The 19,903-nt window shown below is 48.0% G+C and carries 25 protein-coding genes; 12 read left to right on the top strand and 13 right to left on the bottom strand.

Annotated features, from left to right (window positions below; all coding sequences use genetic code 11):
• The coding region (locus tag B092_RS14105) for an ATP-dependent DNA helicase (protein WP_018574847.1) at positions 1 to 1,678 on the top strand (1,678 nt) is incomplete at its 5' end.
• Positions 1,679 to 1,746: 68 nt separating this feature from the next.
• Here B092_RS14105 and virB11 read toward each other — a convergent pair.
• The 13 genes from virB11 to B092_RS15895 form a co-directional block, all read right to left on the bottom strand.
• On the bottom strand, positions 1,747 to 2,823 hold the full coding sequence (gene virB11 / locus B092_RS0108670; protein ID WP_018574846.1) for a P-type DNA transfer ATPase VirB11: 1,077 nt from the start codon (positions 2,821 to 2,823) through the stop codon (positions 1,747 to 1,749).
• Positions 2,789 to 3,982 carry a type IV secretion system protein VirB10 gene (gene virB10, locus B092_RS0108665; protein ID WP_018574845.1) on the bottom strand — a complete coding sequence of 398 codons (1,194 nt, stop codon included), beginning with the start codon at positions 3,980 to 3,982 and terminating at the stop codon, positions 2,789 to 2,791. Before virB10 ends, virB11 begins: the two co-directional genes overlap by 35 nt.
• Positions 3,982 to 4,779, bottom strand: a complete 798-nt coding sequence (gene virB9, locus B092_RS0108660) for a P-type conjugative transfer protein VirB9 (protein WP_018574844.1) — start codon at positions 4,777 to 4,779, stop codon at positions 3,982 to 3,984. The genes virB10 and virB9 overlap by 1 nt, the downstream gene beginning before the upstream one ends.
• Positions 4,780 to 4,790: 11 nt before the next feature.
• Positions 4,791 to 5,486 carry a VirB8 family type IV secretion system protein gene (locus B092_RS0108655; RefSeq protein ID WP_018574843.1) on the bottom strand — a complete coding sequence of 232 codons (696 nt, stop codon included), beginning with the start codon at positions 5,484 to 5,486 and terminating at the stop codon, positions 4,791 to 4,793.
• 249 nt (positions 5,487 to 5,735) lie between these two features.
• A complete protein-coding gene (locus B092_RS0108645; protein WP_018574841.1) occupies positions 5,736 to 6,770 on the bottom strand; it encodes a TrbL/VirB6 family protein in 1,035 nt (344 codons plus the stop codon).
• Positions 6,771 to 6,775: 5 nt separating this feature from the next.
• On the bottom strand, positions 6,776 to 7,006 hold the full coding sequence (locus B092_RS0108640; protein ID WP_018574840.1) for an EexN family lipoprotein: 231 nt from the start codon (positions 7,004 to 7,006) through the stop codon (positions 6,776 to 6,778).
• Entirely contained in the window at positions 7,003 to 7,692 is a 690-nt protein-coding gene (gene virB5, locus B092_RS0108635) for a P-type DNA transfer protein VirB5 (protein WP_018574839.1), read from the bottom strand. Before virB5 ends, B092_RS0108640 begins: the two co-directional genes overlap by 4 nt.
• Positions 7,689 to 10,160 (bottom strand): VirB4 family type IV secretion/conjugal transfer ATPase, encoded by a 2,472-nt coding sequence (locus B092_RS0108630; protein ID WP_018574838.1) that lies wholly within the window; start codon positions 10,158 to 10,160, stop codon positions 7,689 to 7,691. Before B092_RS0108630 ends, virB5 begins: the two co-directional genes overlap by 4 nt.
• Positions 10,161 to 10,162: 2 nt before the next feature.
• Entirely contained in the window at positions 10,163 to 10,477 is a 315-nt protein-coding gene (locus B092_RS0108625; protein WP_018574837.1) for a VirB3 family type IV secretion system protein, read from the bottom strand.
• Between the two features lie 15 nt (positions 10,478 to 10,492).
• Entirely contained in the window at positions 10,493 to 10,798 is a 306-nt protein-coding gene (trwL, locus tag B092_RS0108620; protein WP_018574836.1) for a VirB2 family type IV secretion system major pilin TrwL, read from the bottom strand.
• Positions 10,785 to 11,060, bottom strand: a complete 276-nt coding sequence (korA, locus tag B092_RS0108615) for a KorA family transcriptional regulator (RefSeq protein WP_018574835.1) — start codon at positions 11,058 to 11,060, stop codon at positions 10,785 to 10,787. The genes trwL and korA overlap by 14 nt, the downstream gene beginning before the upstream one ends.
• 114 nt (positions 11,061 to 11,174) lie before the next feature.
• Positions 11,175 to 11,873 carry a lytic transglycosylase domain-containing protein gene (locus B092_RS0108610; RefSeq protein WP_018574834.1) on the bottom strand — a complete coding sequence of 233 codons (699 nt, stop codon included), beginning with the start codon at positions 11,871 to 11,873 and terminating at the stop codon, positions 11,175 to 11,177.
• A complete protein-coding gene (locus tag B092_RS15895) occupies positions 11,873 to 12,241 on the bottom strand; it encodes a hypothetical protein (RefSeq protein WP_244870503.1) in 369 nt (122 codons plus the stop codon). Before B092_RS15895 ends, B092_RS0108610 begins: the two co-directional genes overlap by 1 nt.
• Before the next feature lie 343 nt (positions 12,242 to 12,584).
• On the opposite strand from B092_RS15895, the gene B092_RS0108600 reads away from it, so the two are divergent.
• The 11 genes from B092_RS0108600 (at position 12,585) to B092_RS15430 (ending at position 19,853) form a co-directional block, all read left to right on the top strand.
• On the top strand, positions 12,585 to 12,872 hold the full coding sequence (locus B092_RS0108600; protein ID WP_026253689.1) for an H-NS histone family protein: 288 nt from the start codon (positions 12,585 to 12,587) through the stop codon (positions 12,870 to 12,872).
• 34 nt (positions 12,873 to 12,906) lie between these two features.
• Complete coding sequence (locus B092_RS0108595) at positions 12,907 to 13,320, top strand: hypothetical protein (RefSeq protein WP_018574831.1); 414 nt, start codon at positions 12,907 to 12,909, stop codon at positions 13,318 to 13,320.
• Between the two features lie 148 nt (positions 13,321 to 13,468).
• A complete protein-coding gene (locus B092_RS0108590; protein WP_018574830.1) occupies positions 13,469 to 14,119 on the top strand; it encodes a recombinase family protein in 651 nt (216 codons plus the stop codon).
• A 228-nt stretch (positions 14,120 to 14,347) separates the two neighbouring features.
• Complete coding sequence (locus B092_RS0108585; protein WP_018574829.1) at positions 14,348 to 14,563, top strand: hypothetical protein; 216 nt, start codon at positions 14,348 to 14,350, stop codon at positions 14,561 to 14,563.
• A 188-nt stretch (positions 14,564 to 14,751) separates the two neighbouring features.
• Positions 14,752 to 16,101, top strand: coding sequence for a hypothetical protein (locus B092_RS0108580; protein ID WP_018574828.1), 1,350 nt, complete (start codon positions 14,752 to 14,754; stop codon positions 16,099 to 16,101).
• Positions 16,102 to 16,269: 168 nt separating this feature from the next.
• On the top strand, positions 16,270 to 16,596 hold the full coding sequence (locus B092_RS0108570; RefSeq protein WP_018574826.1) for a hypothetical protein: 327 nt from the start codon (positions 16,270 to 16,272) through the stop codon (positions 16,594 to 16,596).
• 159 nt (positions 16,597 to 16,755) lie between these two features.
• Positions 16,756 to 17,757: a DNA-binding protein gene (locus B092_RS14730; RefSeq protein WP_018574825.1), complete on the top strand. Its 1,002-nt coding sequence runs from the start codon at positions 16,756 to 16,758 to the stop codon at positions 17,755 to 17,757.
• Entirely contained in the window at positions 17,754 to 18,278 is a 525-nt protein-coding gene (locus tag B092_RS0108560) for a thermonuclease family protein (protein WP_018574824.1), read from the top strand. Before B092_RS14730 ends, B092_RS0108560 begins: the two co-directional genes overlap by 4 nt.
• A 23-nt stretch (positions 18,279 to 18,301) precedes the next feature.
• A complete protein-coding gene (locus tag B092_RS0108555) occupies positions 18,302 to 18,904 on the top strand; it encodes a KfrB domain-containing protein (RefSeq protein ID WP_018574823.1) in 603 nt (200 codons plus the stop codon).
• The gene (locus B092_RS14725; protein ID WP_018574822.1) at positions 18,901 to 19,482 is read left to right on the top strand and encodes a plasmid fertility inhibition factor family protein; all 582 of its coding nucleotides are present in this window, start codon (positions 18,901 to 18,903) and stop codon (positions 19,480 to 19,482) included. The genes B092_RS0108555 and B092_RS14725 overlap by 4 nt, the downstream gene beginning before the upstream one ends.
• 206 nt (positions 19,483 to 19,688) lie before the next feature.
• Positions 19,689 to 19,853 (top strand): hypothetical protein, encoded by a 165-nt coding sequence (locus tag B092_RS15430; RefSeq protein ID WP_156813068.1) that lies wholly within the window; start codon positions 19,689 to 19,691, stop codon positions 19,851 to 19,853.
• The last annotated feature ends 50 nt before the right edge of the window (positions 19,854 to 19,903 follow it).

The following is a 19,903-nucleotide window of genomic DNA, read 5'->3' as shown; positions in this document are numbered from 1 at the left end:
TAAGCGTAGCGAGGCACGTGAACGGGTTGACAATGCTATCAAGACCGGTGGCCTTGTGCCTATTGAAGCGCGTTATACAACACAGACGGCGCTTGAACGTGAGAAGCGTATTTTGCAGATTGAGCGTGATGGTCGTGGAGCGGTTGCGCCAGTTGTTGCAGCCGAAGCAGCCCGCGAACGGTTTGCTAACACTAATCTAAACCAAGGCCAACGGGAAGCAGCAGAGCTGATCGTTTCTGCTACTAATCGGGTAATCGGTGTGCAAGGTTTTGCTGGAACGGGAAAAAGCCACATGCTGGATACGGCCAAGCAGGTGGTCGAGGCCGAGGGCTATCGTGTGCGAGCATTGGCCCCCTATGGTAGTCAGGTCAAAGCCTTGCGAGAGTTGAACGTAGAGGCTAACACGCTGGCATCATTTCTTCGAGCTAAAGACAAGAAGATTGATAACCGTACTGTTCTTGTCATTGACGAAGCTGGTGTAGTACCTACGCGTCAGATGGAGCAGACGCTAAAGTTGGCAGAGAAAGCAGGGGCACGAGTTGTATTGATGGGTGATACTGCGCAAACCAAAGCTATTGAGGCAGGCCGACCATTTGACCAGTTACAAGCCGCCGGAATGCAAACGGCACACATGAAAGAGATTCAGCGCCAGAAAGACCCGGAGTTAAAAATTGCCGTTGAATTGGCAGCACAAGGTGCAGCAAGTAGTTCACTCCAGCGAATTAAAGATGTAACGGAAATCAAAGACCATCATGAACGAAGGGCAGCCGTGGCGGAGGAATACATAACGCTCAAGCCAGAAGAACGCGACCGAACATTGATCGTATCAGGTACGAACGAAGCCAGACGAGAGATCAATCAGATGGTGCGTGAGGGCTTGGGTACGGCAGGGAAGGGCATCGAATTTGATACGTTGGTTCGTGTCGATACAACACAGGCCGAGCGACGTTACTCAAAAAACTATGAAGTCGGTTACGTTATTCAGCCCGAACGCAATTATGAAAAAACAGGTTTACAGCGTGGTGAGTTGTATCGAGTAGTCGATACCGGGCCGGGAAACAGGTTAACTGTTATTGGTGAACGAGACGGCCAAAGCATTCAATTTAGTCCTATGACTCATACCAAAATATCGGTTTATCAGCCGGATCGAGCCGAGCTTTCCATTGGCGATATGGTGCGGATTACTCGAAATGACAAACACTTAGATCTTGCTAATGGTGATCGCATGAAGGTCGTGGCAGTTGAAGATCAGAAGGTCATAGTGACGGATGGAAAACGCAATGTTGAGTTGCCAACCGAAAAGCCATTGCACGTTGATTATGCTTATGCAACCACTGTTCACAGTAGCCAAGGGTTAACGTCTGACCGTGTACTGATTGACGCACACGCTCAAAGTCGCACAACAGCCAAAGACGTTTACTATGTTGCTATTTCACGCGCTCGACTAGAGGCCAAAGTATTTACTAACGACCGCAGTAAGTTGCCAACGGCTATTGCGCGAGAAAATATAAAAACTGCTGCCCATGACTTAACCCGTGACCGTACAGTTCGCCAAGCCGAGGCAGAACGTCAAAGAGAACAACGCCGTGAAGCAGAACGCACACGTCAACAAAAACCAGCCCATGAGCGCCAGAACGAGGGTAGAGAAGCGCAACGTAGTATGGAAATGGGTAGATAGGACAAAGTGTAAAAAAGCCCGTAGCATGACACTACGGGCGCTTGTGTTAGCGAAGGGAAGGGTAGGGGTTAAGTCATTTTCGACTTGGCAAATATCGGGTCATAGAAAACTTCAACTAGCTTTCGATCTTTGAAGAACAGCACAACGTCAATTGTTGTGTATAGCACCAGTTTTATCATTTCCATTTCAAGCTGACGCCCGATTTCGGATTTTTTGATAAGAGTGGCGCACCGTTCAAATGTCTGCAAAGCATTGTTTGCGTGTGTTGTCGTTATTGAACCGGGGTGGCCTGTGTTCAAAGAGTTAAGGTATTCCCATGCCTCATTGCCGCGAAGTTCGGCAAGAAAAATGCGGTCAGGTGATTGACGCATACACGCAGCTAAACATTCATCTGCTGAAACGCGACCGGCTCCGTATCCATAGAGCATGTGAACGCGGTTAGGGTGATTAGGTAAGAACAACTCATGCACATCTTCAATAGTGATGATGCGTTCCTCAGATGGCACTTTTTCAATCAATGAGCGTGCGAATGTTGTTTTACCCGAGCCGGTTTTGCCTGCAATGATGATATTGCGTTTATAAAGAACGCATTTTTCGAGAAACTCGCGAATTGTGCCGTCACGTTTAAGTTTCAAAAGTTCGACTTCAAACGGTTCTAATCGAGTGAAATCGTGTACTTCCAAATAACGGTTCGCTTCCTCCGCCGAGGGCTTGTTAAAACTTACATCAGTGAAGTTGTCAAACGCGCCTTCGGCATCCAATTCTTCTAATGTTTTAACAACAAGAGAATGTTTCCTAATGAGAAAAGACAGCGTACCGTCAATAACAGCGGGTGCTTGCGCTATCGTGCCGCGCTGCCCACCGGGTAATACTACGTAATTAACGCTCTTAGGAGACACGCCGTTGTAAACAATGATGGCTGTAATAAGTGCCTGCAAAAACGGTTCGGTAAGCTCCGGTACTTCATGAGCTTGCCAACCTTCAAAGGTTTTCGTCCATACTTCGCCCGGTCGGCAAATAGACAATTCTGTTACTTCCGGGGCTTCGAGGAACCTATCAAGCGGTCGCAGTAGCTGCGCGACCGCCTGATCTTTTCCTACTCGATTCCCGTTAATTGGTTGAGACGCTTTCAAGACTGTAGACATCGCTAAAATCCAAATCACGGGCAACGAGGATATTCACCCTCTCGCCTTGGTTTTTATAAAGAGTGGGAGGTATATTGATTGAATTGCGCAAGGCTTCGGCAGCGGCAGATTCTATCCCGTCAGAAGTGTTAGAGAACTGAATAGAGTTGTCGCCTTGTCGAGTACCTTGGCGGCTTGCCCAATCACCTAAGTCACCAATCATGCTAAGCATGATGGAGCCGCCGAAACGTTCCCAAAAATGTGTGTCAATCCAGCCCCCTAGACCTGCTTCACCGAGCGGGCCAGTACCGGGAGAATCCAGATTGATAACAACACCAGATGGGGTTTCAATACGTGACCATTGAACAAAGATGCGTGCTTGACCTTGTGTAATGCCACCTTGGTAGAACCCTACAACCTTGGAACCACGATCAAGGAGAACGACTCGGCCGCTGGTTGAGTAAATATCTCTTGTTAAATGGCAAGTCGTCATACCCGGTTGCGTGGTTACAAGGCGCGTTTCAAGAACGCAATCCATCTGCGTACCTTGGGTAATAAGTAGATCACGGTTGCGAAGTTGACCTGCACGCGAACCAGATAACCGCATTGGTTGCAGTTTTTCAGCCAATTCACCACCACCGGAATTACCACCCATAAGCCCGCCTGCTGACATTTCACCACCTTGGCGTTGGGGTAGGTCGTCACCACTGCCGCTACTTGATGTTAAGCCAGAGCGCAACATTCTTTCGCGGGCTAACTCATAAGGTGTTTTCTCCCGTGGGCCAGTAGACTGCGGTCGAACAGGCTGCGTAACAGGCGCAGGCTGTATTGCAGGCATTGATGCCGTAGGTTTTGATGGTTGAGGGTCGCGTTGCGGTTCCGGCTCCGCTCTAATTGGACGTGGCGTGTATGTCGGAATGACTTGACGCACCACTTGTTCAGGTTGTGTGTCATCATCTTCGATTACGCCGCGTACTTTGTACGCTTTATATGAAAGCGTTACTAGCACAGCTGCCACTACGCAAAGCAACACTAAAAGCATGGTACGAGCGCCGGGCGTGTGTGGGCGACGCTCCGAAGCAAGTTCGGACTCGCCATATTCACCTTCGATACGCTCTTGGTCGGCGCGGTCTAATTCAGCGCCTGCGTCAATTACATCTCCTTTTTTGCGACCAAACATTAATTGCCTCCTTTTTCAACGCGACGAACCGCCGGGGAGGCCGTGCCGGTATCGTTGGGCACACCATAGGGGTCATACGCTTCGTTGAAGATTGCCAAAGCCCGGTTGCCGAGTCGAATCATCCACTTCGGATTGACCTTGTGAACGACGATTATGTCGTTTGATTTGCCAACTGTAGTACGCGGAACAAGGCTTTCATTGTTCTCGGCATCCACAAAATAGATTGATGGTAAATCAGCATTTGCTGAAAACTTGAAGTAAGTAAACCTCCCATCATCCCAAGCATTGATTGGTGCAATATCTTTGTCACCGCTCATTGTGTATTCGATATTGAAATTGTCTACGACTTGCTGGAATGCTGCTTCAACAGCGACTCGTTCACTTTCTTCGCGAGCTTTGCGAGCTTGTGTGTCTGGATAGCGAAATGCCAGTTCATACATGGCACCATTTCGGTCGTTTCGCATTTGTAGCCGGAATTTATAACTACGGCGATCAGTCACCACAATAAGGTTAGTGTTAGCAAGTTCAGCCTGCGGTTTAATAAATATATGACGCCCCTTGCGAGCGAAAGCGTAGGCTTCCGAATCGCCAAAAGCATGTGTCATATACTGTTCGCCTTCTTCAAGCATGATGTGCGTTGCGACTCCAAGAACGGTATCGACTTGCACAACGTCTGCTGGGTTATACGTTACGTATCTAACTCTATGGTCGTAACGTGAGTTGGTCGGAATATCGAGCGCAAAAGTTGGCACTGTATGAAGTGAAGCAAGTAATGCAACGATAGCTATTTTTTTCATAATGCCCCCCTTCAATTGTTAAGAATTTCCGGGTCAGCGCGGTAACTCGTGACCTGATAACCAAGAGGGTTTAGCAGCCGATCTGACGAACGCATCGGTGCGCCAATGTAGGTATAACCAATCGTTGCGATCTGGTGTTCGGGTTGCTCCGTTGTGCCGTTGGCGTTGTGCCGTTGCGTTGTAAAACGAACCGTGGCTTGGCCACGACCGTTCGGCTGTATGGAACGAACACGAACGGTAATGCGAGCTTTGTTACCTAAAACACGATCACGCGCATTAGAGCCATCATAAATTTTGTAGTAATCTTGTTGAACCGCAGGGGCGCTCAAGAGTGCCGTAGTGTCGTAGTTCATTTGAATTGTGTTGTAGTCATACGCCTCACGATTCAACACATACTGGTTGAGCCAGTATGTATCGACCACCTCGCCATAGCTGGTTTCATGCTCACGTAATGTTGTCACTATATCGACCGCGCCCGTGGCGTTATCTACACGAAGCACCAAAGGCGAAGGGGCCGGTTGTGAGAAGCCAACGATTCCGCAAACAATTCCAAGCAGGCCGAAAATTCCGCCTGCTGTTGCTACTCGCCAAGCTGTCTTACGTGATCTGACAAATTCACCAATCAAATCACGTTCCAAGCCTCGGCTTTCCTCGTAATAGTTTTTGAGTTGTTCAGCCTTGATTGGCTTAGGTTGCTTCTTGCTCATATCGCCCCTCGCTGAATCTCAATGGGTACCGTTTTATTGACCGGTTCCCGGTTGTAGTCACTTGGCTGTTTCGGCTTCGGAGCCGATGCGCAAGCTGCCAATATACTTGTCATCAAAAGTGTAAATATGATGTTTTTCACGTCAACACCTCTCCTTTCTCGGTTGTATCACCGAGTGTATACGTTTTAAATCAAAATTGCAATTTTGATGTGAAAAAGCAGCAAAAAAGCTGCTTTTTTTCACATGGATTTATCCTGCTTTTCGACCACGGAAGTAACCAGAAGCAGCCTTTGCTATACCAGCGCCGCCGGTAGCAACAGTTTTAGCCATATTGGCCGCACCACTTGCAGCACTACGTGCCGCAACGGGCGCTTTGCGAGCGCCGCGAGCCATAGCCGCACCACCACGGGCAGCAGCTCCCGCACCGCCACGAATAGAGCGCAGCTCCCACATATAACCAAGGCCAATACCACCAGCTAATCCACTAGCTATGCTTGGAAGTTGTACTAACAGGATAATTGAAACGATGGAGAGAATGACTGAACCACCAATTGCATACGCAACGTTCTGCGCACCATCAAACCTCAAGTCGGCCATGTAACTGCCAAAAATCTGCATTAGCAGGCCAAATATCGAGGAAAAAAGCACAATCAGCAAACCATAGTTGATAACTTGTTGTGCCCACTGATCAAAAAATCGGTGTGTTGGTTGCCAGATCAACGCTACGATGAATAACGGCCCTAGACCCGCTAAAAGCGCAAGGGCTAGTTTGGCTAACAATATGAATGCTCCGCCAACTGCCGCTAGGATGCCCGTAGCGAGCAAGATAATGATACCGAATAAACCATAAAGTAAGCCGTCCGAGCTGAAGAACCCCGCTTCTTGAAAGGCTTCGCTTGCCCGGTTGAATCCTTGGGCTGCTGATTGGTCAACTATTGCGGCGGCAGATGCACCGTCATTTGTAGTACCAAGCAAGGCGGTAGCTAATTCGTCCGGTACGGTTGTTATCGCATTAGCTATTTCGCTTTGGTATAAGCCCCCGGCCAATGCAATAGAAGTAATGATTCCAATTCGTAAGCACCTATTTAGAAATTCCGCTACCGGCATTTCTACAGCACCACGAATTATGAGCCAGCCATAAGTAATAAAACCAAGCGTCAACCCAACCGAAAGAACAGGTGTAATTGCCGCGATTGCCCGTGACGAAATATCGGTAACATACGTCGCCGTAATCGTATCTATTTTATTAAAAAGCGGTGTGAACAGCTCGAAAGCCACGGCCATCCCTCCTACTGAATTTTCGGCATCCCGCTACCTTGGAACATAGCTTTGCGCTGCGCTTCACCCGCATTTAAGCAATTGGCTGCAATTGCTTTTTCACCCGGATTGTTTTTGCATTCAGCTAACTTTTCAGCTCGTTCACTTGGGTTGTCGAGATAGTATTGAACGTCATTTGTTGGCTCGTCTTTGCAAGCAGAAAGAGTTAGAACCATCAATAAAGGTATGATTAGTTTTTTCATTTGATAGTTGGCATTCCTTGGTTTTGGCTACTCAAAATACGTATATTGCGTTCACGGCGTTGCTCGTTAATCAAAGCCTGTTCAGCTTGTCGAAGCTGCGCAATCATTTGCAATTTTGTCGTTTCGTTTTGAATAGCGGCCTGTTCCCCGGCTATACGCGCTTGGAGTTCGTCAATTGCCTTTTGATCTCCGGTATGGTTAATTTCATCCATCAAATACTCAATTTGCGCAAGACGTTGTTGAGCGCCTTCGTATGCACGCAAACCGACAGCCTTGTCGGTAGCAGCGGCATTGCGGCTACGCTCTAAAATTGCATCACGCATATCATCTACGGAACCCGATAGCTTTTCGTCGCGCAGAATGTCGGTTATAGAACCGGAAATACCAGAATAGCCCCCGCCATTGGCCGAGTCATAAACTGTTTGCAAATCTTCCGGTAGGTATTCACGAAGCTGCGAATTTCGCATTAAATCACCAATGCCTCGTGTACCGGTGACTGCTTCGTACATGCGTTCTGCTTCGGCTAACTGGGCTTGTGCGGTATCAAGCTGTTCTTTCATTCGTATCATTTGTTGAATAAAGTCAGCAGCCCTTGTACCGTCAAATACTGGAATACCAGAAGCCATAACGGGGCTTGAAACTCCAAGAATGGCGGCAATTGCCGCCGTCAAAACTACCTTTTTCATACGTCACTCCTTTCGGTTTTTACACGCTCATAAAAGATTGGCAACCATGCTGCCGGGTCGTCTCCTACTTCTGCAACGATGCTTTCAACAAGCTCCGCATTATCAGGCGTTCCAGACAGTACGAGCAATTCCTCGTCAAAGTCTTTTTCAACCCTTTCGCCATTGATAATTGTGCTGAATTTGCCAAGATTCATTTCAGCAAGCGCAGATTGATCGCCTTGCTTAATCAGGAATCTGCGGCTGAACTCCCCCAAGCCACGTACAAGCTCGAACTCCGAGTCAGTTAGCTTGAATCCTTGCGTGTAATCCGCGTAGTCCGCTTTCGGGTTTGCAAGGAAAATATAGGTTGCACATTGCTGAATAAGGGTTTTGGCAATGTTGCTTTCCAAGGCATCACTTGGTTCCTGCGTTGCAAATACAAAAATTCCATTTTGTTTACGAATTGTTTTCTGCTTGTTTTTGGCAAGGTCCTCGAAATATTCGTCTTGCAGAGGCTTCCAAAATTCATCAAAAACATACATGAATCGACGACCATCAATCATGCTTTCAGTACGGTAAAGCAGATACATCATGACGGGTGTACGAGCCTCGGGATTATCCAAGAACTCGGTAATGTCGAATCCGTAAATTTGGTGTGATGATAGGTCTAACGCATCTGTTGGATTATCGAATAGCCAGCCATAATCGCCGCCTTCGCACCACTTCAACAATCGAGCATGAACAGTCGGACGTGCATCAACATCATCAAAGCGAGGGTTAGGTAAGAATTGCAGCAACAATGACAAGCGACGCAATGATTTGTCGATGCTGTCGCTCATTAGAGCTGTAATTGCTTGGTCTATTTCTTCTTCGTCACGGTGCGTCACCTCCCCCCCGGCAGAAGCGAGTTTCTTCACAAACTGTTTGAGGAAAATCAGGTTCGCTTGCGTAGGTGGCAGTTGGAACGGATTGAAGCCACTTGGCTCACCAGTTGTTAGTGGAAGGTAACGGCCACCCATTGCCCGAATTGAAATTTCCATGCCTCGGTCTTTGTCAAACGCAACAATTGTTGGTTTGAACTTTTGTGCTTGGGCCAGCAAAAAGCTAAGCAGTACGGTTTTACCGGAACTCGATTGACCAATAAGCATAGTGTTTCCTAGCAAACGCTTATCGGTTGAATCTTCTTCTTCTTTAGAAGCGTGGAAGTTGAAGTAAAGCGGCGTGCCGCTTACGGTTTTTAATATCGTTACCGCAGGCCCCCAAGGGTTGCCGGTCGGCTTGCCCGACATAAAATTATGAAAAGGCGAGAACGATAGAAAATTCAGTGATGTGATAGGAGCCGGACGAGGACGCCATTGCCAGTTTGCAGGTAGCTGCGCCCAGTAAGCTGCTTCAAGCGCCAAATCAACCGGCTTGGGAAGTACAGCAACATCGTGCATTGCTGCACTGGCATGTGCTATGTTGTCGCGGACTTCTTGTACGGTGTCACCAAACACAGTCAAAGTGCAGTGATGCTCGCCCATGACGAAATGACCGCTTACAAGCTGGTTTAATGCGTCATCAATTTCGTTTATCTGACTGGTGGCAACGTCACGAGCATCAATCAAGTTTTTCTTGTGACGCTGTAAAAAATCTTTAGCTGCCGGTTTAGAAAGGACTGAAAAGCTATGCGTTAACACAAACTCATAATCGCTTTCTAGTAGTACGTTGAGCTGCCCTGGTTCTGTTGAATCATCGTACTCACGTATTTCGAGCATTCCAAAGCGACGCAATCCGGTAGGCGAGCGTAATTCTCCAACCTCGCCCCACTTTGAAAACATGGGGCGATTTATCGTCATGTAATCAGAAAAACGATCACGACATACCGGCATAGGTATGTGCTCACCATTAACTAGGCGAGCTAAAAACTCAAGTGGTGCAGAAAACGCATGGCCGTTCTTGTCATAAGTGCTAAGAAGCTCTGCGCCATATCGTTTGAGCGATTGCCCCAAAGAACGATTAATGTCCTCCAAAGCCTTGATGCAGGATGCTTGCCGGTGCATTTTTTGCTCCGTTGTTTCCCGCTCCCGTTTTGCAAAGAAAGACAATACCTTGTCACCAACAGGCCGGTAAACGACCGTCAGATATAGGTCATTCACCATTAAGTTGTAGCCGGTGAAACTTTCTCGGTATTTTTCATCAAGGTTACGGCAAAAAACATTGTCGAACTCAGCGTCTGGATACTCATAAACTCTGCGGCGAACAATGTGCGACCATAGAGAGAGGTTCGCGGACGATAGCCCGCGAAGCACATTATTCAGCTCACGAATCCATTGAAAAACGTCAGCTTCTGATGCGCTTTGGTGTGAGCGGCCTTCAATCTTCCAAACTGATAGATACTCCGCATTTTTAGTGGAAATGATTGTGTCAGTGACATGGTGTGAGTATGGAATAAACTGCCCTACTGGTGTCTCCGAACCTAAGAGCTTGAGAGATTCAATTGCCCCCATAGTTACCTCCTTTTACGGTAATTAGAAGGGCTATAGGATGATGCCCCCCAAAAACCTTTGTTGCGGTTGCGCAGCTTGGTATCAATCCACAACCATAGAATGCGAAACGCTTTGTCGTCGTTTTTAGTGATTTGAGCCATCAAAAACCACAAGGGTATTGCAAGTGCCCACCACCAAATACTGACAGTCAAAGCTACCACGGCTACACCCATGAACATCACCATAAGCGGAACCATTGGAACGCCAGCAATCGTTGGTAGGCGAGTAGCTCCCTTGAATAATGGGAAGGTTTCGTGTTCTTGCTGCGGTGGCATCATAGCTGCCCCTCCCGTTTAGTTAAAAATCATGGCTGTAATTTGCACGGCAGAACCAGCGATAATGACGCCAATGCACCAGCGTACAAAGGTATCTTTTTCGATAAATCGGCCTGCGTATGCAATACCCAAGACCAACAAAATGACAGCCGCCGCAATGGGAACAATGGTTGTCAACTCTTGCTGCAATGTTTCGAGGATGCCTCGTGCCTTCTCCAATCCTTGAGCTGATGCCGGTTGTGCAAGCAAACCAGTTCCTACAGTCGTAAAAACTGCTGCAAGTTTGCGACTAGCTTTTTCCCGGAGAGTTTTAAAAATTTTCATGTTTGCTTTCCTCGTCAAGTTTGAAGTTTCCATAAATAACGCCTCGTTCGTTTAGAAAATTAAAAAGGTGTCTTGGGTCTGCCCAAGTGCGTAATTTCCCCCGTTGGGTAAGAAGTGCGTATGTCACTGGTTTCTTTGTCACCGGGTCATCTGCGATAAACGTGAAGTACCATTCTTTTTCGGAACGTCTAACAACGGTTACTTCGCGTACAGCCTTTTGGTAGAAGGCTTTATCGACGCTTTGTTGTTCAATAACTTTCATTTCATTGGCCCTTGATCGGTGTTAATCTTTCAAGTTTATCAGTCAGGGCCTTTTCTCCACTGAATTTCGACCACTTTATGCAATCAAAATTGCAAGTTTGATAATATCATAATTTCAACTTTGATTAGCAGCCGAAGTTGTTTTCACCTCCTGATTGTTACCAGTGTTATCTGAAATGGCATCATCAGCATTAAATGCGTCTTGAACGCCGCTTGCCTCATGAGCAAAAGCGTCAGCTAAACCCTCACGGGGTTTCGTAGGTTTTGGTGTCGTTTTAGCAACACCTTTGGGTACGGCTTGTAGCTTGGCCGGTTGCTGAACATTGTCAGTTATGGGTTCAATCGCCGGAACCGCAACGCCTACATGGGAGGCTACTTTTTGAACGTATCCATTGGAGAAGCCGCGTTGAAAATTACCCGTGTTGTAGCAGCTCAAAGCTGCTTGCAATGCACCTTGACCTTCTCCGTAACGCGGCACAGCCCTTTCATAGCAGTCAAGCAGAACGGTTTGTGCTCCTTTTAGGTTCTCGCATGGGTCAAACAGGTCTGATATTGACATGCCGAGCCATTCGAGGTTTTTGATATTGATCTGACCAAGCCCTGCATCGAAGTTGTGCCCTGCACTTTTCAATTCTTCTGCTGTCGCAATTGCTTCTTCAAGCGATTGTGGCTGACGCGGCAACTTGTAGTCGCCGTTAATCCCAATGGCATAGATATTGCCCCGAGACTCTTGCGTCACAACCGCTGAAAGTGTCGTTGGGTGAATAGCAGGCGCACACATGGCTGCGATCATTGCAAATTCTGCTAGTGCCATTAGTAACGTACCCTATGATGAAAAACCTCGTCTATGTACACATCAATAGCACGCGGGTTTTGGGGTTGTTGCCAAATTACTTTGTCAAAGACTTGTACGGTGATGCTATCGTCATAACTGCGATAATAAGAATAGGAACCCATGTACTGGCCTACGCAAGCACGAGGGCCATATCCATCGGAGTGACGATCGTACTGGCGACCATGTGTTGAAAAAATGTAATTCAAGCGACGCCAATCCCTGCGATCAGCAGATTCAGATTGTGTAATGTATCCCCCTGCGGGCTTGGTTCCTTCCGGGCAAGGGTCATAAGGGTCATATACTTGTTGTGCATAGCTGCGTTTTCCGGTGCGTGAATTTACAGCCATATCGCATGAAGGGAACGAGCGCCCTTTGCGAAGGTGATCCCACAATTTATGGATGGGTGGTTTGCATTCGCTTTCAGTGGTTGGCCCACGTGGGTCTGACAGGCACAATAGAACCTGACAACCCCAGTCATCAGCATTTGCAGTTTGACTAAAAAAGGAAAACGCTCCTACAAGAGAGGCAGAAGCGATTATCAATTTACGTTTCATGGTTTTACCTCCTCAACGGTAGATACTTGTCAAAATTGCAATTTTGATTGATGATGGCAGACAGATAGGTTACTGTCAAGTGAATGTGGTCAAAAGTCAAACCACAGAAATTTTAGTGTAGAAGGAGTGCAAGAACGTGACTGACCTCAAGAACATGAACGCCGACGAGCTGCGTTCACTTCGTGCGAAAATTGATTCAGAACTCAAAAAACGAGAGGCTAAGGAAAGGCAGGAAGCACGGAAAAAAATTATCGACATTGCCAAGACGCACGGCATCAACATTGCCGAGTTGGCTAAAAATGAACGTTTATACCGTAACCCTGACAATCAGTGGGAGACGTGGACTGGACGTGGCCGCAAGCCAAAGTGGGTTAAGGAATGGCTTGAAGCCGGACGTTCACTAGAAGAACTGGAAGTATCATGATTTGAATACCGAGCTGTAAGGCAGGAGGAACACTATGGAACCGAACCGCACTAATATCATTGTTTTTCCAACGGTGCGCGATGACGCAACGGCGACAGAGCGAGCCAGCGAACAAACCAACGCAAAAGCGAAGGCTAGCAAAGACCGGCGCAACACAGACGTAAAGCGTGCTGCGGCTACTATTGGCACCGGCACGCTTACTGCGGTTCTGTATTTCGTGTTCCTCATTCTTTGGTGGCTGCGCGGGCCTATTCGTTTTCTTCTAGGCTTGATTTCCTTCGCAAGCCTCGTCACATTGCCAATCATGTGGCTTGGCCTAGACTTGGACAACAAGACAGGCATCATGCTTTCAGTCGCTGGCGTAGGTTTTGGTGCGTCAGCTTTGATGTGGTTTTATGATGCCCTGCTCATGCGGCTGGCACCAGAGCCAATTTTATTTAGTACCTAAGCATAGGCCGGGTATTCCCCGGCCTTTTTTCTATCCAAGTGTGTCAGAATAAACCAACGTTTTATCTGCGTTGTAGCGACGTATTTGTATTCCGTTTAATTTGACCAATTTTGGTGCAAATTAAACGGCCCATGAGGTTTTATCTAACATGCCTACTTACTATGCCTATTTGCGGGTTTCCCGAGACGGACAAGACCCAGAGAATCAAAAACTTGGATTATTGGAGTATGCCAACAGTAGGGGGTTCGCTCCCCTACATATCGAAGAAGAAATTGCGAGTCGCGCTAAAGACTGGCGAAAGCGGAAAATCGGTCGATTGATCGAACAGGCGCAGCGTGGTGATGTAATCCTGACGCCAGAATTTTCACGAATTGCTGGTTCGGCACTTGCAGCACTAGAAATTTTGAAAGCGGCGAGTGAGCGGGGTTTGATCGTACACGTCACGAAACAGCAAATCGTGATGGACGGCAGCCTACAAAGTGACATCATGGCAACGGTGTTGGGCCTTGCTGCACAAATTGAACGTCATTTCATCCAGACGCGCACGAAGGAAGCGTTGCAGGTGGCACGGCAGCGCGGCAAGACCCTCGGCCGACCGAAAGGAAGTACAGCAAGCTACTATAAGCTCGATGACCGTATCCAAGAGGTACAAGCATTCGTCAATTTAGGGTTGTCGCAACGGCGAGCTGCCGAGCTGCTAGGCGTTAGCCCAAACACCTTGCGCTTGTTTATCAAGCGGCGGCGTATCAAGCCAACTGGAACCCAGCCGACCGTTACCATGCCTGAACCAACCGCATAAAAAAGAAAAGCCCGAACGGCGGCAACCATTCGGGCTTCATTTTTCCTTCAACGCAGGAGTCGAGGAAAAAGTAGCTGTACTACCTACTGATTATAAGGCGCAAGCACATAAAATCCAAGGGGATTTATATGTCTTTACTCATTTGAGTAAATCAGGTACACTTTTTTTATCAGAGGGTCGTTCGTTAAGTGAGCGGCCTTGCAAGTAAACGAATATGAGTAAATTGAAATGTTGAGCGCCTACCCTTCTATCAACGAACCAGTACAACATGACAGCTCCGGTTCAACAACGGTTGTTGAGGGGCCTAAGCGTGTCAATTTTCAGATTTCGGCTGAATTGCATAGGAAATTGAAAATCTATGCAGCAAACGAGGGAAAAACGATAACGGAAGTGCTGACGGATTACGTCGAGCAGTTACCGGACAACAAGGAGATTGAGCGTTGATCGTTCAATCATTGGCATAAATGCAAAAGCCCCGACGTCAGTCGGGGCTTTGCGGGAGAGGCATCGAGCGTTTTGGCGAACGCCGAAGCCGAAAGGCCGAGAAAATGCACGGCACACTAGATACCTGCATTTTACGGCCATAGCTCCCTTTTTGCAAGGGATCGCGTTTACGCGGTCAATGGAGAACTATGGCGGCACTTGCGCAATTAGCGTTGTTCGACCCGGCAGAAGAAGCAGCGACATATCATGATGCGGGTAGATATGGCTACTTTTCCCTGCTGGTAGCGGTCGGTAACGATAAAAAACAAGAATCGTATCGTTTGGTTGACATGCCAGACGTATTGAGCAGAGTAGATACAACACGCGACACTTGGTTGTCACAAGCAGAATTTATTAAACCTAATCGTCGCGTGGTCAATTTGGCTCGTATTGGCCTGCTTTTTGCAGACATTGACACCTATAACAAGCCGTGGGCACAAGGACGAACGCCGGAGCAACTGACAGCATCCGTATTGTTTCATTGTGCAGAAGAAGGCATACCGACCCCCTCGATGCTCATTTTTTCAGGCCGTGGCATTCAAGCCAAGTGGTTGCTTGAAGGAACCTTGCCCCGGCGCGCCCTCCCCCGTTGGAACGCTTGCCAAACTCATCTTGTTAACCGTTTAGCAGCTCTTGGAGCAGACCCAGCGGCAAAAGATGCGTCTCGGGTGCTTCGGTTAGTTAATACCATCAATAGCAAGAGTGGCGAAATTTGCCGTGTGATGCACGTTGAGAACGGCGCGGATGGCGAGCCTATACGTTACAACTTCGAGTATCTTGCCGAGATACTTTTGCCTGTTGCGCGTTGGGTAATTGAAGCGCAACGCAAAGAGCGTGAAGAACGCCGCCAATTAAAACTAATCAAAGGCGGTAAAACAACCGGATTGCGCGGTTTTTCAGGCCGTCAATTAGCTTGGGATCGTCTTGAGGACTTACGCCGTTTGGCTGACCTTCGTGGCGGTATCAATGAAGGCGAACGGATGCAGCATCTATTTTGGCGCTTGAATTTCCTGTTGCTTTCGGGTGCTACCAATACCGCTTTGATGTACCACGAAGCCGCTGCACTGGCCCGTGAGCTTGACCCAGCATGGGGATACCGCAGCAAAGAGTTAATGACGCTTTACAGCAAGGCTAAAGCACACGAAGCTGGCGAGAAAGTCGAGCTATTTGGCAAATCATATTCCCCACTTTACACGCCAAAAAATGACACGCTAATCAATCTTTTTCAGATTTCTGACGCAGAGCAACGCCAGCTTCGCACTCTTATCTCGAAAGATATTGCAGCAGAACGCCACAGAGAGCGCCAGACGGCCCGTAGGCGTGCCGCAGGGGCTATTGATAGGGAAACATACGAAGCTAACTCATTAGCCCGGCAGAAGCCGTGGGAAGCCCTCGGAATGAGTAGAGCTACTTGGTATCGAGCAGGTAAACCACAACCAGCCAACAATGAGACAAGTGCGTGCGTATTACAGGCCAAGCAAGGAGGTTCACATGCGTGAGACAGGTGCGTGCGTATTACTAATGGCGAAGCCTAAAGCCGTAGGCCCCTGTCCCGAAGGGACGAGTAGCCCAGTGATTTATATATCACGAGTAGCCCGCAAGGCTTGTGTGTCAACGCAAAGCGTTGTCCACATGCCGCGCAGCGACGGAACGGAGCGGAGTAAACAATGACAAGACAACGTAAAAGCTTTTCTTCTGCTTTGTTGGTAGAGCTTAGGGCCATGACTGTTCAACAGACTTTGGATTGCTTAGGTTTGTATTGGAAGCGTGACCCTGACTTTGTACCAGTCAAAGATCGTCAAACCGTTCGACTTTACGTTTCGATTGGTGGTGGTGTGATTGAACTCTTGGCTACTGGTACAAAGTGGTATGACACTCGAATGAACAAAGGTGGAGGTGGTGCAATTGATTTAACCATGCACCTTTTCCGCATTGGCTTTGTTGAAGCCGTTAAGCAGCTTCAAGCATTGAGAGCTGAACAGTCTGACAGTTAGGTCAGTTTGTTGTTTTTCCTTTGGGCGTGTCTGCCCGTTATCCAGATTTAATTTGAACTGTAATTTTCACAAATAGCTATCAATACGTTTTTGTATGTAGTATGCTACAACATACAACATGCTACATAATACAAACGACACCTAAATGAGAGGCCGCACATGGCGATTACGAAACATGATATTTGGCGAGTTGCTGACGAATTGGATGCCGAGGGTATCCGCCCTACTCTTGCTGCCGTGCGCAAGAAATTAGGTAGCGGTAGCTTTACGACTATTTCCGAAGCAATGACAGAATGGAAAGGTCGCCAGAAAGTCGAGAAACCAACTTCTGACCCTGTTCCTGTTGCTGTAAGTGAGCAGCTTGGCGAGCTTGGCAATGCGCTATGGGCTATTGCTTTGAATCATGCAAGCACTCGCTTTGATGAAGATCGTAAGCAGTTTGAGACAGACAAAGAGGCCGTGAGCCAGCAGCTTGCTGAAACGGTTGAACTGGCTGACACCTTTACGCAGGAAAATGACCAACTTCGTGAACGTGTGACCAGTCTTGAAACAATTGAACGTGAACAAGCAACACGTCTTGAGGTAATTGAACACGAACGGAATAAGTTGTTTGAGCAGCTTAAAGAGACAGAGCGACGCAACACCGAAGAAGCGAACCGTTATTTGGAAAAAGTGGCACACCTTGAAAATGAGGCAAAGGCGGTGCGTGGAGAGTTGAAAGAAGCTAGTGAACAGGCTGCAATGCTTCGAGGACAACTTGAAGCCCTCCAAGTCGGTTTTGATGAAGATCGTAAACGGTTCGAGACAGATAAAGAGGCAATGAGTCAGCAGCTTGCGAAAACAGTTGAATTGGCTGAAAACTTTGCCCGTGAGAATGAGCAGCTTCGTAAGCGTGTCACCAGTCTTGAAGCAGTCGAACGCGAACGTGACAAACTTACTGACAAGCTCGCAGATGTGAAGCGTCGTAGTGCCGAAGAGCTGAACCGCAGTATGGAAAAAGTAACTCAATTAGATAGTGAAGCAATTGAAGCTCGTAAGGAGGCCAAGGAAGCCAACGAGAGAGCCGCAATGCTTCAAGGGCAGCTTGAAACCCTCAAAGAGCAAGTTGCAAATCTAACAAATGCCTTGAAAATGGGAGGAAAACAGGGAGGTAAGCAATGAGCAAAGTAATTGCTGCCCTTCGTTTGGTTGCTATTGTCACTGTTTTATTCGTTAGTGTGCCCGCATGGGCCGATTTTCGGGGTGAAGTTGTACGGATTCTTGATGGTGACACTATTGAGGTTTTAGTAAACCGTCAGCCCATTCGTGTTCGATTGGCTGATATTGATGCACCAGAAAGTGGGCAAGCCTTTGGTTCTCGCGCTCGCCAAAGACTTGCAGACTTGATTTTCAGGAGTGAGGTACAGGTGATAGAAAAGGAGATTGACCGGTATGGTCGAACCCTTGGGATTGTTTACGCCTCATTGAAATACCCCGGTGGTGAAGTCCAACTTACCAACATCAACGCAATCATGGTTCAAGAAGGTATGGCATGGGCTTATCGCTATTTCAATAAACCTACTGACCCCGATATGTATGAGTTAGAAAAAGAGGCCCGTCGTCAAAGGCTTGGTCTTTGGTCAGACGGGAATGCTCAAGAGCCGTGGCAATGGCGTCGAGAGCAAAAACAAACCGCGAACTAGATTGACACAATGGAGGATTAGCCATGACTGATTTGCACCGTCAACAAGAGAAAGAAGAACGCCGGAGAGAACAAGAACACGCACAGCAGAATGAAGTCGAAACTATGCGCGTGTTGGCCTTTGATGCTGGCCGGAAATTGGCCGAGATACCACGCGAAGCAAAGGGAAATGAACCTTTGCTTGAGAACTACAAGAAAGGGATAGAAGAATCCCGCAAAGAACTAGAAAAAACGCAAGACGCTAATCAATTAACAAGTGCAAATCGCCTTGAACGTGAGGTTGAACGAGCCATCATTGAAGCACAACAAGTACGTGAAGCTGTCGGTAGAGAAAAAGCCCTTGCTAATGATTTTCACCGACATGCAGAACCCGGAGAAACATACAGGGGCCGCGTGATTGGACGTACCAATAGTTTTGTCATTCAAGCGGACGATAGCCGACATGGTGAAATTATTTTACATGAACGGGCCGCTGTTTCCGGGGCTGAAAAGGTGCAAATGAATGACCACGCTGAAATTAGCTACCCACATGGTCGAGCGGGTATTGTCCGAAACAAGCAAGGTGCGCAACATCAACACCAACGCCAAATGGAAAAAGGCGGTGCTGGTAGGGAGCATGGGCGATGATGCAACGGGCACTAATTTTGATGCCTCGAAAGTACCAAGTTTTTCGAGAAATAAAGAAAATTGATATGGAGCTGGCCCGCTTGAAAGGTATTAAGTGGGATGTGCCCCAAATTCAACTAGGTGCTAGAAATGAGGTTGTGTGGCGCTTGCCAGTGCCCAATAAGGCTGATGTTTTTATGACAACCGAAGGTGCTCCTGACTCAAACTTTGTCGTATATGTGAATGGTTTAGCATTCTATCGGGCTTGGCTTTGTTTGAAGGTGGACGACTATCAGGCTTGTCCTTTGAAACAGGATATGCCGAACGACCGAAAATTTCATTGGAGTGAAGCACATTTTGCAATTGGTATTGAAAATCCGGTGCCACTGGCTGACGTAGTGCCTACCGAAGTTTCAGGTCGATTTGCCGTTGCCTTTATTGATGGAATGACTCGCTCAATGTGGCTTTTGAGTAATGACGTTCCCGTTTTCCCGGTGATGGTCAGTGATGAAGCATCAGCAGTTAAGTTAGCAAAAGAAGTGGGTGTAGCACAATCCATCCAGATTGGTCAGTTGAGAAAGCAGGTGCAGATGCTGTAATAGCGCGTGCCCCTGCGCTTCGCTTCGGGTCGCGTGCTATTCCGTCCGCTTTGCGGACTCCACCGAACCCCCTATCGGGGTTTCGGCCCATTCGGGTAACGCCCGCTCACGCCTCCGGGCCGCTATCGCGCCCCTGCGCGCTCCGCTTGCCGACCTTCGCCCTACTTCCGGCCATCATTCATCAATCGTTCGCTACGCCCTTCAATTTGCCTTCCGGCTCGGCTTCTCCGGGCAAGGGTACGCTTCGCCGTCATCCTCACCCGTTCGGTGCTCGGGCTGCGCCCTGCGCTCCGCATGCGGCTTCCGGTGACGCCCTTGCCCGCGCCTCCCCTACAGGCAAACCGGGCTTACCGCGACCGATTGACGAATGACGAGCAGACCAGAAGAACCTAGTTTTTGCTCCGATCTATAAAAATGTGCC

The organism is Oligella ureolytica DSM 18253 (assembly GCF_000373745.1).
GTDB lineage: Bacteria > Pseudomonadota > Gammaproteobacteria > Burkholderiales > Burkholderiaceae_B > Oligella > Oligella ureolytica.
Note: the sequence above shows the minus strand (reverse complement) of the source record. Positions and strands in the feature narration are given on the sequence as shown.

Coding starts and splice junctions, on each gene's coding strand:
- B092_RS0108560 (WP_018574824.1), top strand. CDS start 17,754: ATGAGCAAAGTAATTGCTGCCCTTCGTTTGGTTGCTATTGTCACTGTT.
- B092_RS0108595 (WP_018574831.1), top strand. CDS start 12,907: ATGGAACCGAACCGCACTAATATCATTGTTTTTCCAACGGTGCGCGAT.
- B092_RS0108625 (WP_018574837.1), bottom strand. CDS start 10,477: ATGATGCCACCGCAGCAAGAACACGAAACCTTCCCATTATTCAAGGGA.
- B092_RS0108590 (WP_018574830.1), top strand. CDS start 13,469: ATGCCTACTTACTATGCCTATTTGCGGGTTTCCCGAGACGGACAAGAC.
- B092_RS14725 (WP_018574822.1), top strand. CDS start 18,901: ATGATGCAACGGGCACTAATTTTGATGCCTCGAAAGTACCAAGTTTTT.
- B092_RS0108630 (WP_018574838.1), bottom strand. CDS start 10,160: ATGGGGGCAATTGAATCTCTCAAGCTCTTAGGTTCGGAGACACCAGTA.
- B092_RS0108610 (WP_018574834.1), bottom strand. CDS start 11,873: ATGGCACTAGCAGAATTTGCAATGATCGCAGCCATGTGTGCGCCTGCT.
- B092_RS15895 (WP_244870503.1), bottom strand. CDS start 12,241: ATGGCTGTAAATTCACGCACCGGAAAACGCAGCTATGCACAACAAGTA.
- virB10 (WP_018574845.1), bottom strand. CDS start 3,982: ATGTTTGGTCGCAAAAAAGGAGATGTAATTGACGCAGGCGCTGAATTA.
- B092_RS0108655 (WP_018574843.1), bottom strand. CDS start 5,486: ATGAGCAAGAAGCAACCTAAGCCAATCAAGGCTGAACAACTCAAAAAC.
- B092_RS0108640 (WP_018574840.1), bottom strand. CDS start 7,006: ATGAAAAAACTAATCATACCTTTATTGATGGTTCTAACTCTTTCTGCT.
- B092_RS14730 (WP_018574825.1), top strand. CDS start 16,756: ATGGCGATTACGAAACATGATATTTGGCGAGTTGCTGACGAATTGGAT.
- trwL (WP_018574836.1), bottom strand. CDS start 10,798: ATGAAAATTTTTAAAACTCTCCGGGAAAAAGCTAGTCGCAAACTTGCA.
- B092_RS0108570 (WP_018574826.1), top strand. CDS start 16,270: ATGACAAGACAACGTAAAAGCTTTTCTTCTGCTTTGTTGGTAGAGCTT.
- virB9 (WP_018574844.1), bottom strand. CDS start 4,779: ATGAAAAAAATAGCTATCGTTGCATTACTTGCTTCACTTCATACAGTG.
- korA (WP_018574835.1), bottom strand. CDS start 11,060: ATGAAAGTTATTGAACAACAAAGCGTCGATAAAGCCTTCTACCAAAAG.
- B092_RS0108585 (WP_018574829.1), top strand. CDS start 14,348: ATGTTGAGCGCCTACCCTTCTATCAACGAACCAGTACAACATGACAGC.
- B092_RS0108580 (WP_018574828.1), top strand. CDS start 14,752: ATGGCGGCACTTGCGCAATTAGCGTTGTTCGACCCGGCAGAAGAAGCA.
- B092_RS0108645 (WP_018574841.1), bottom strand. CDS start 6,770: ATGGCCGTGGCTTTCGAGCTGTTCACACCGCTTTTTAATAAAATAGAT.
- B092_RS0108555 (WP_018574823.1), top strand. CDS start 18,302: ATGACTGATTTGCACCGTCAACAAGAGAAAGAAGAACGCCGGAGAGAA.
- virB5 (WP_018574839.1), bottom strand. CDS start 7,692: ATGAAAAAGGTAGTTTTGACGGCGGCAATTGCCGCCATTCTTGGAGTT.
- virB11 (WP_018574846.1), bottom strand. CDS start 2,823: ATGTCTACAGTCTTGAAAGCGTCTCAACCAATTAACGGGAATCGAGTA.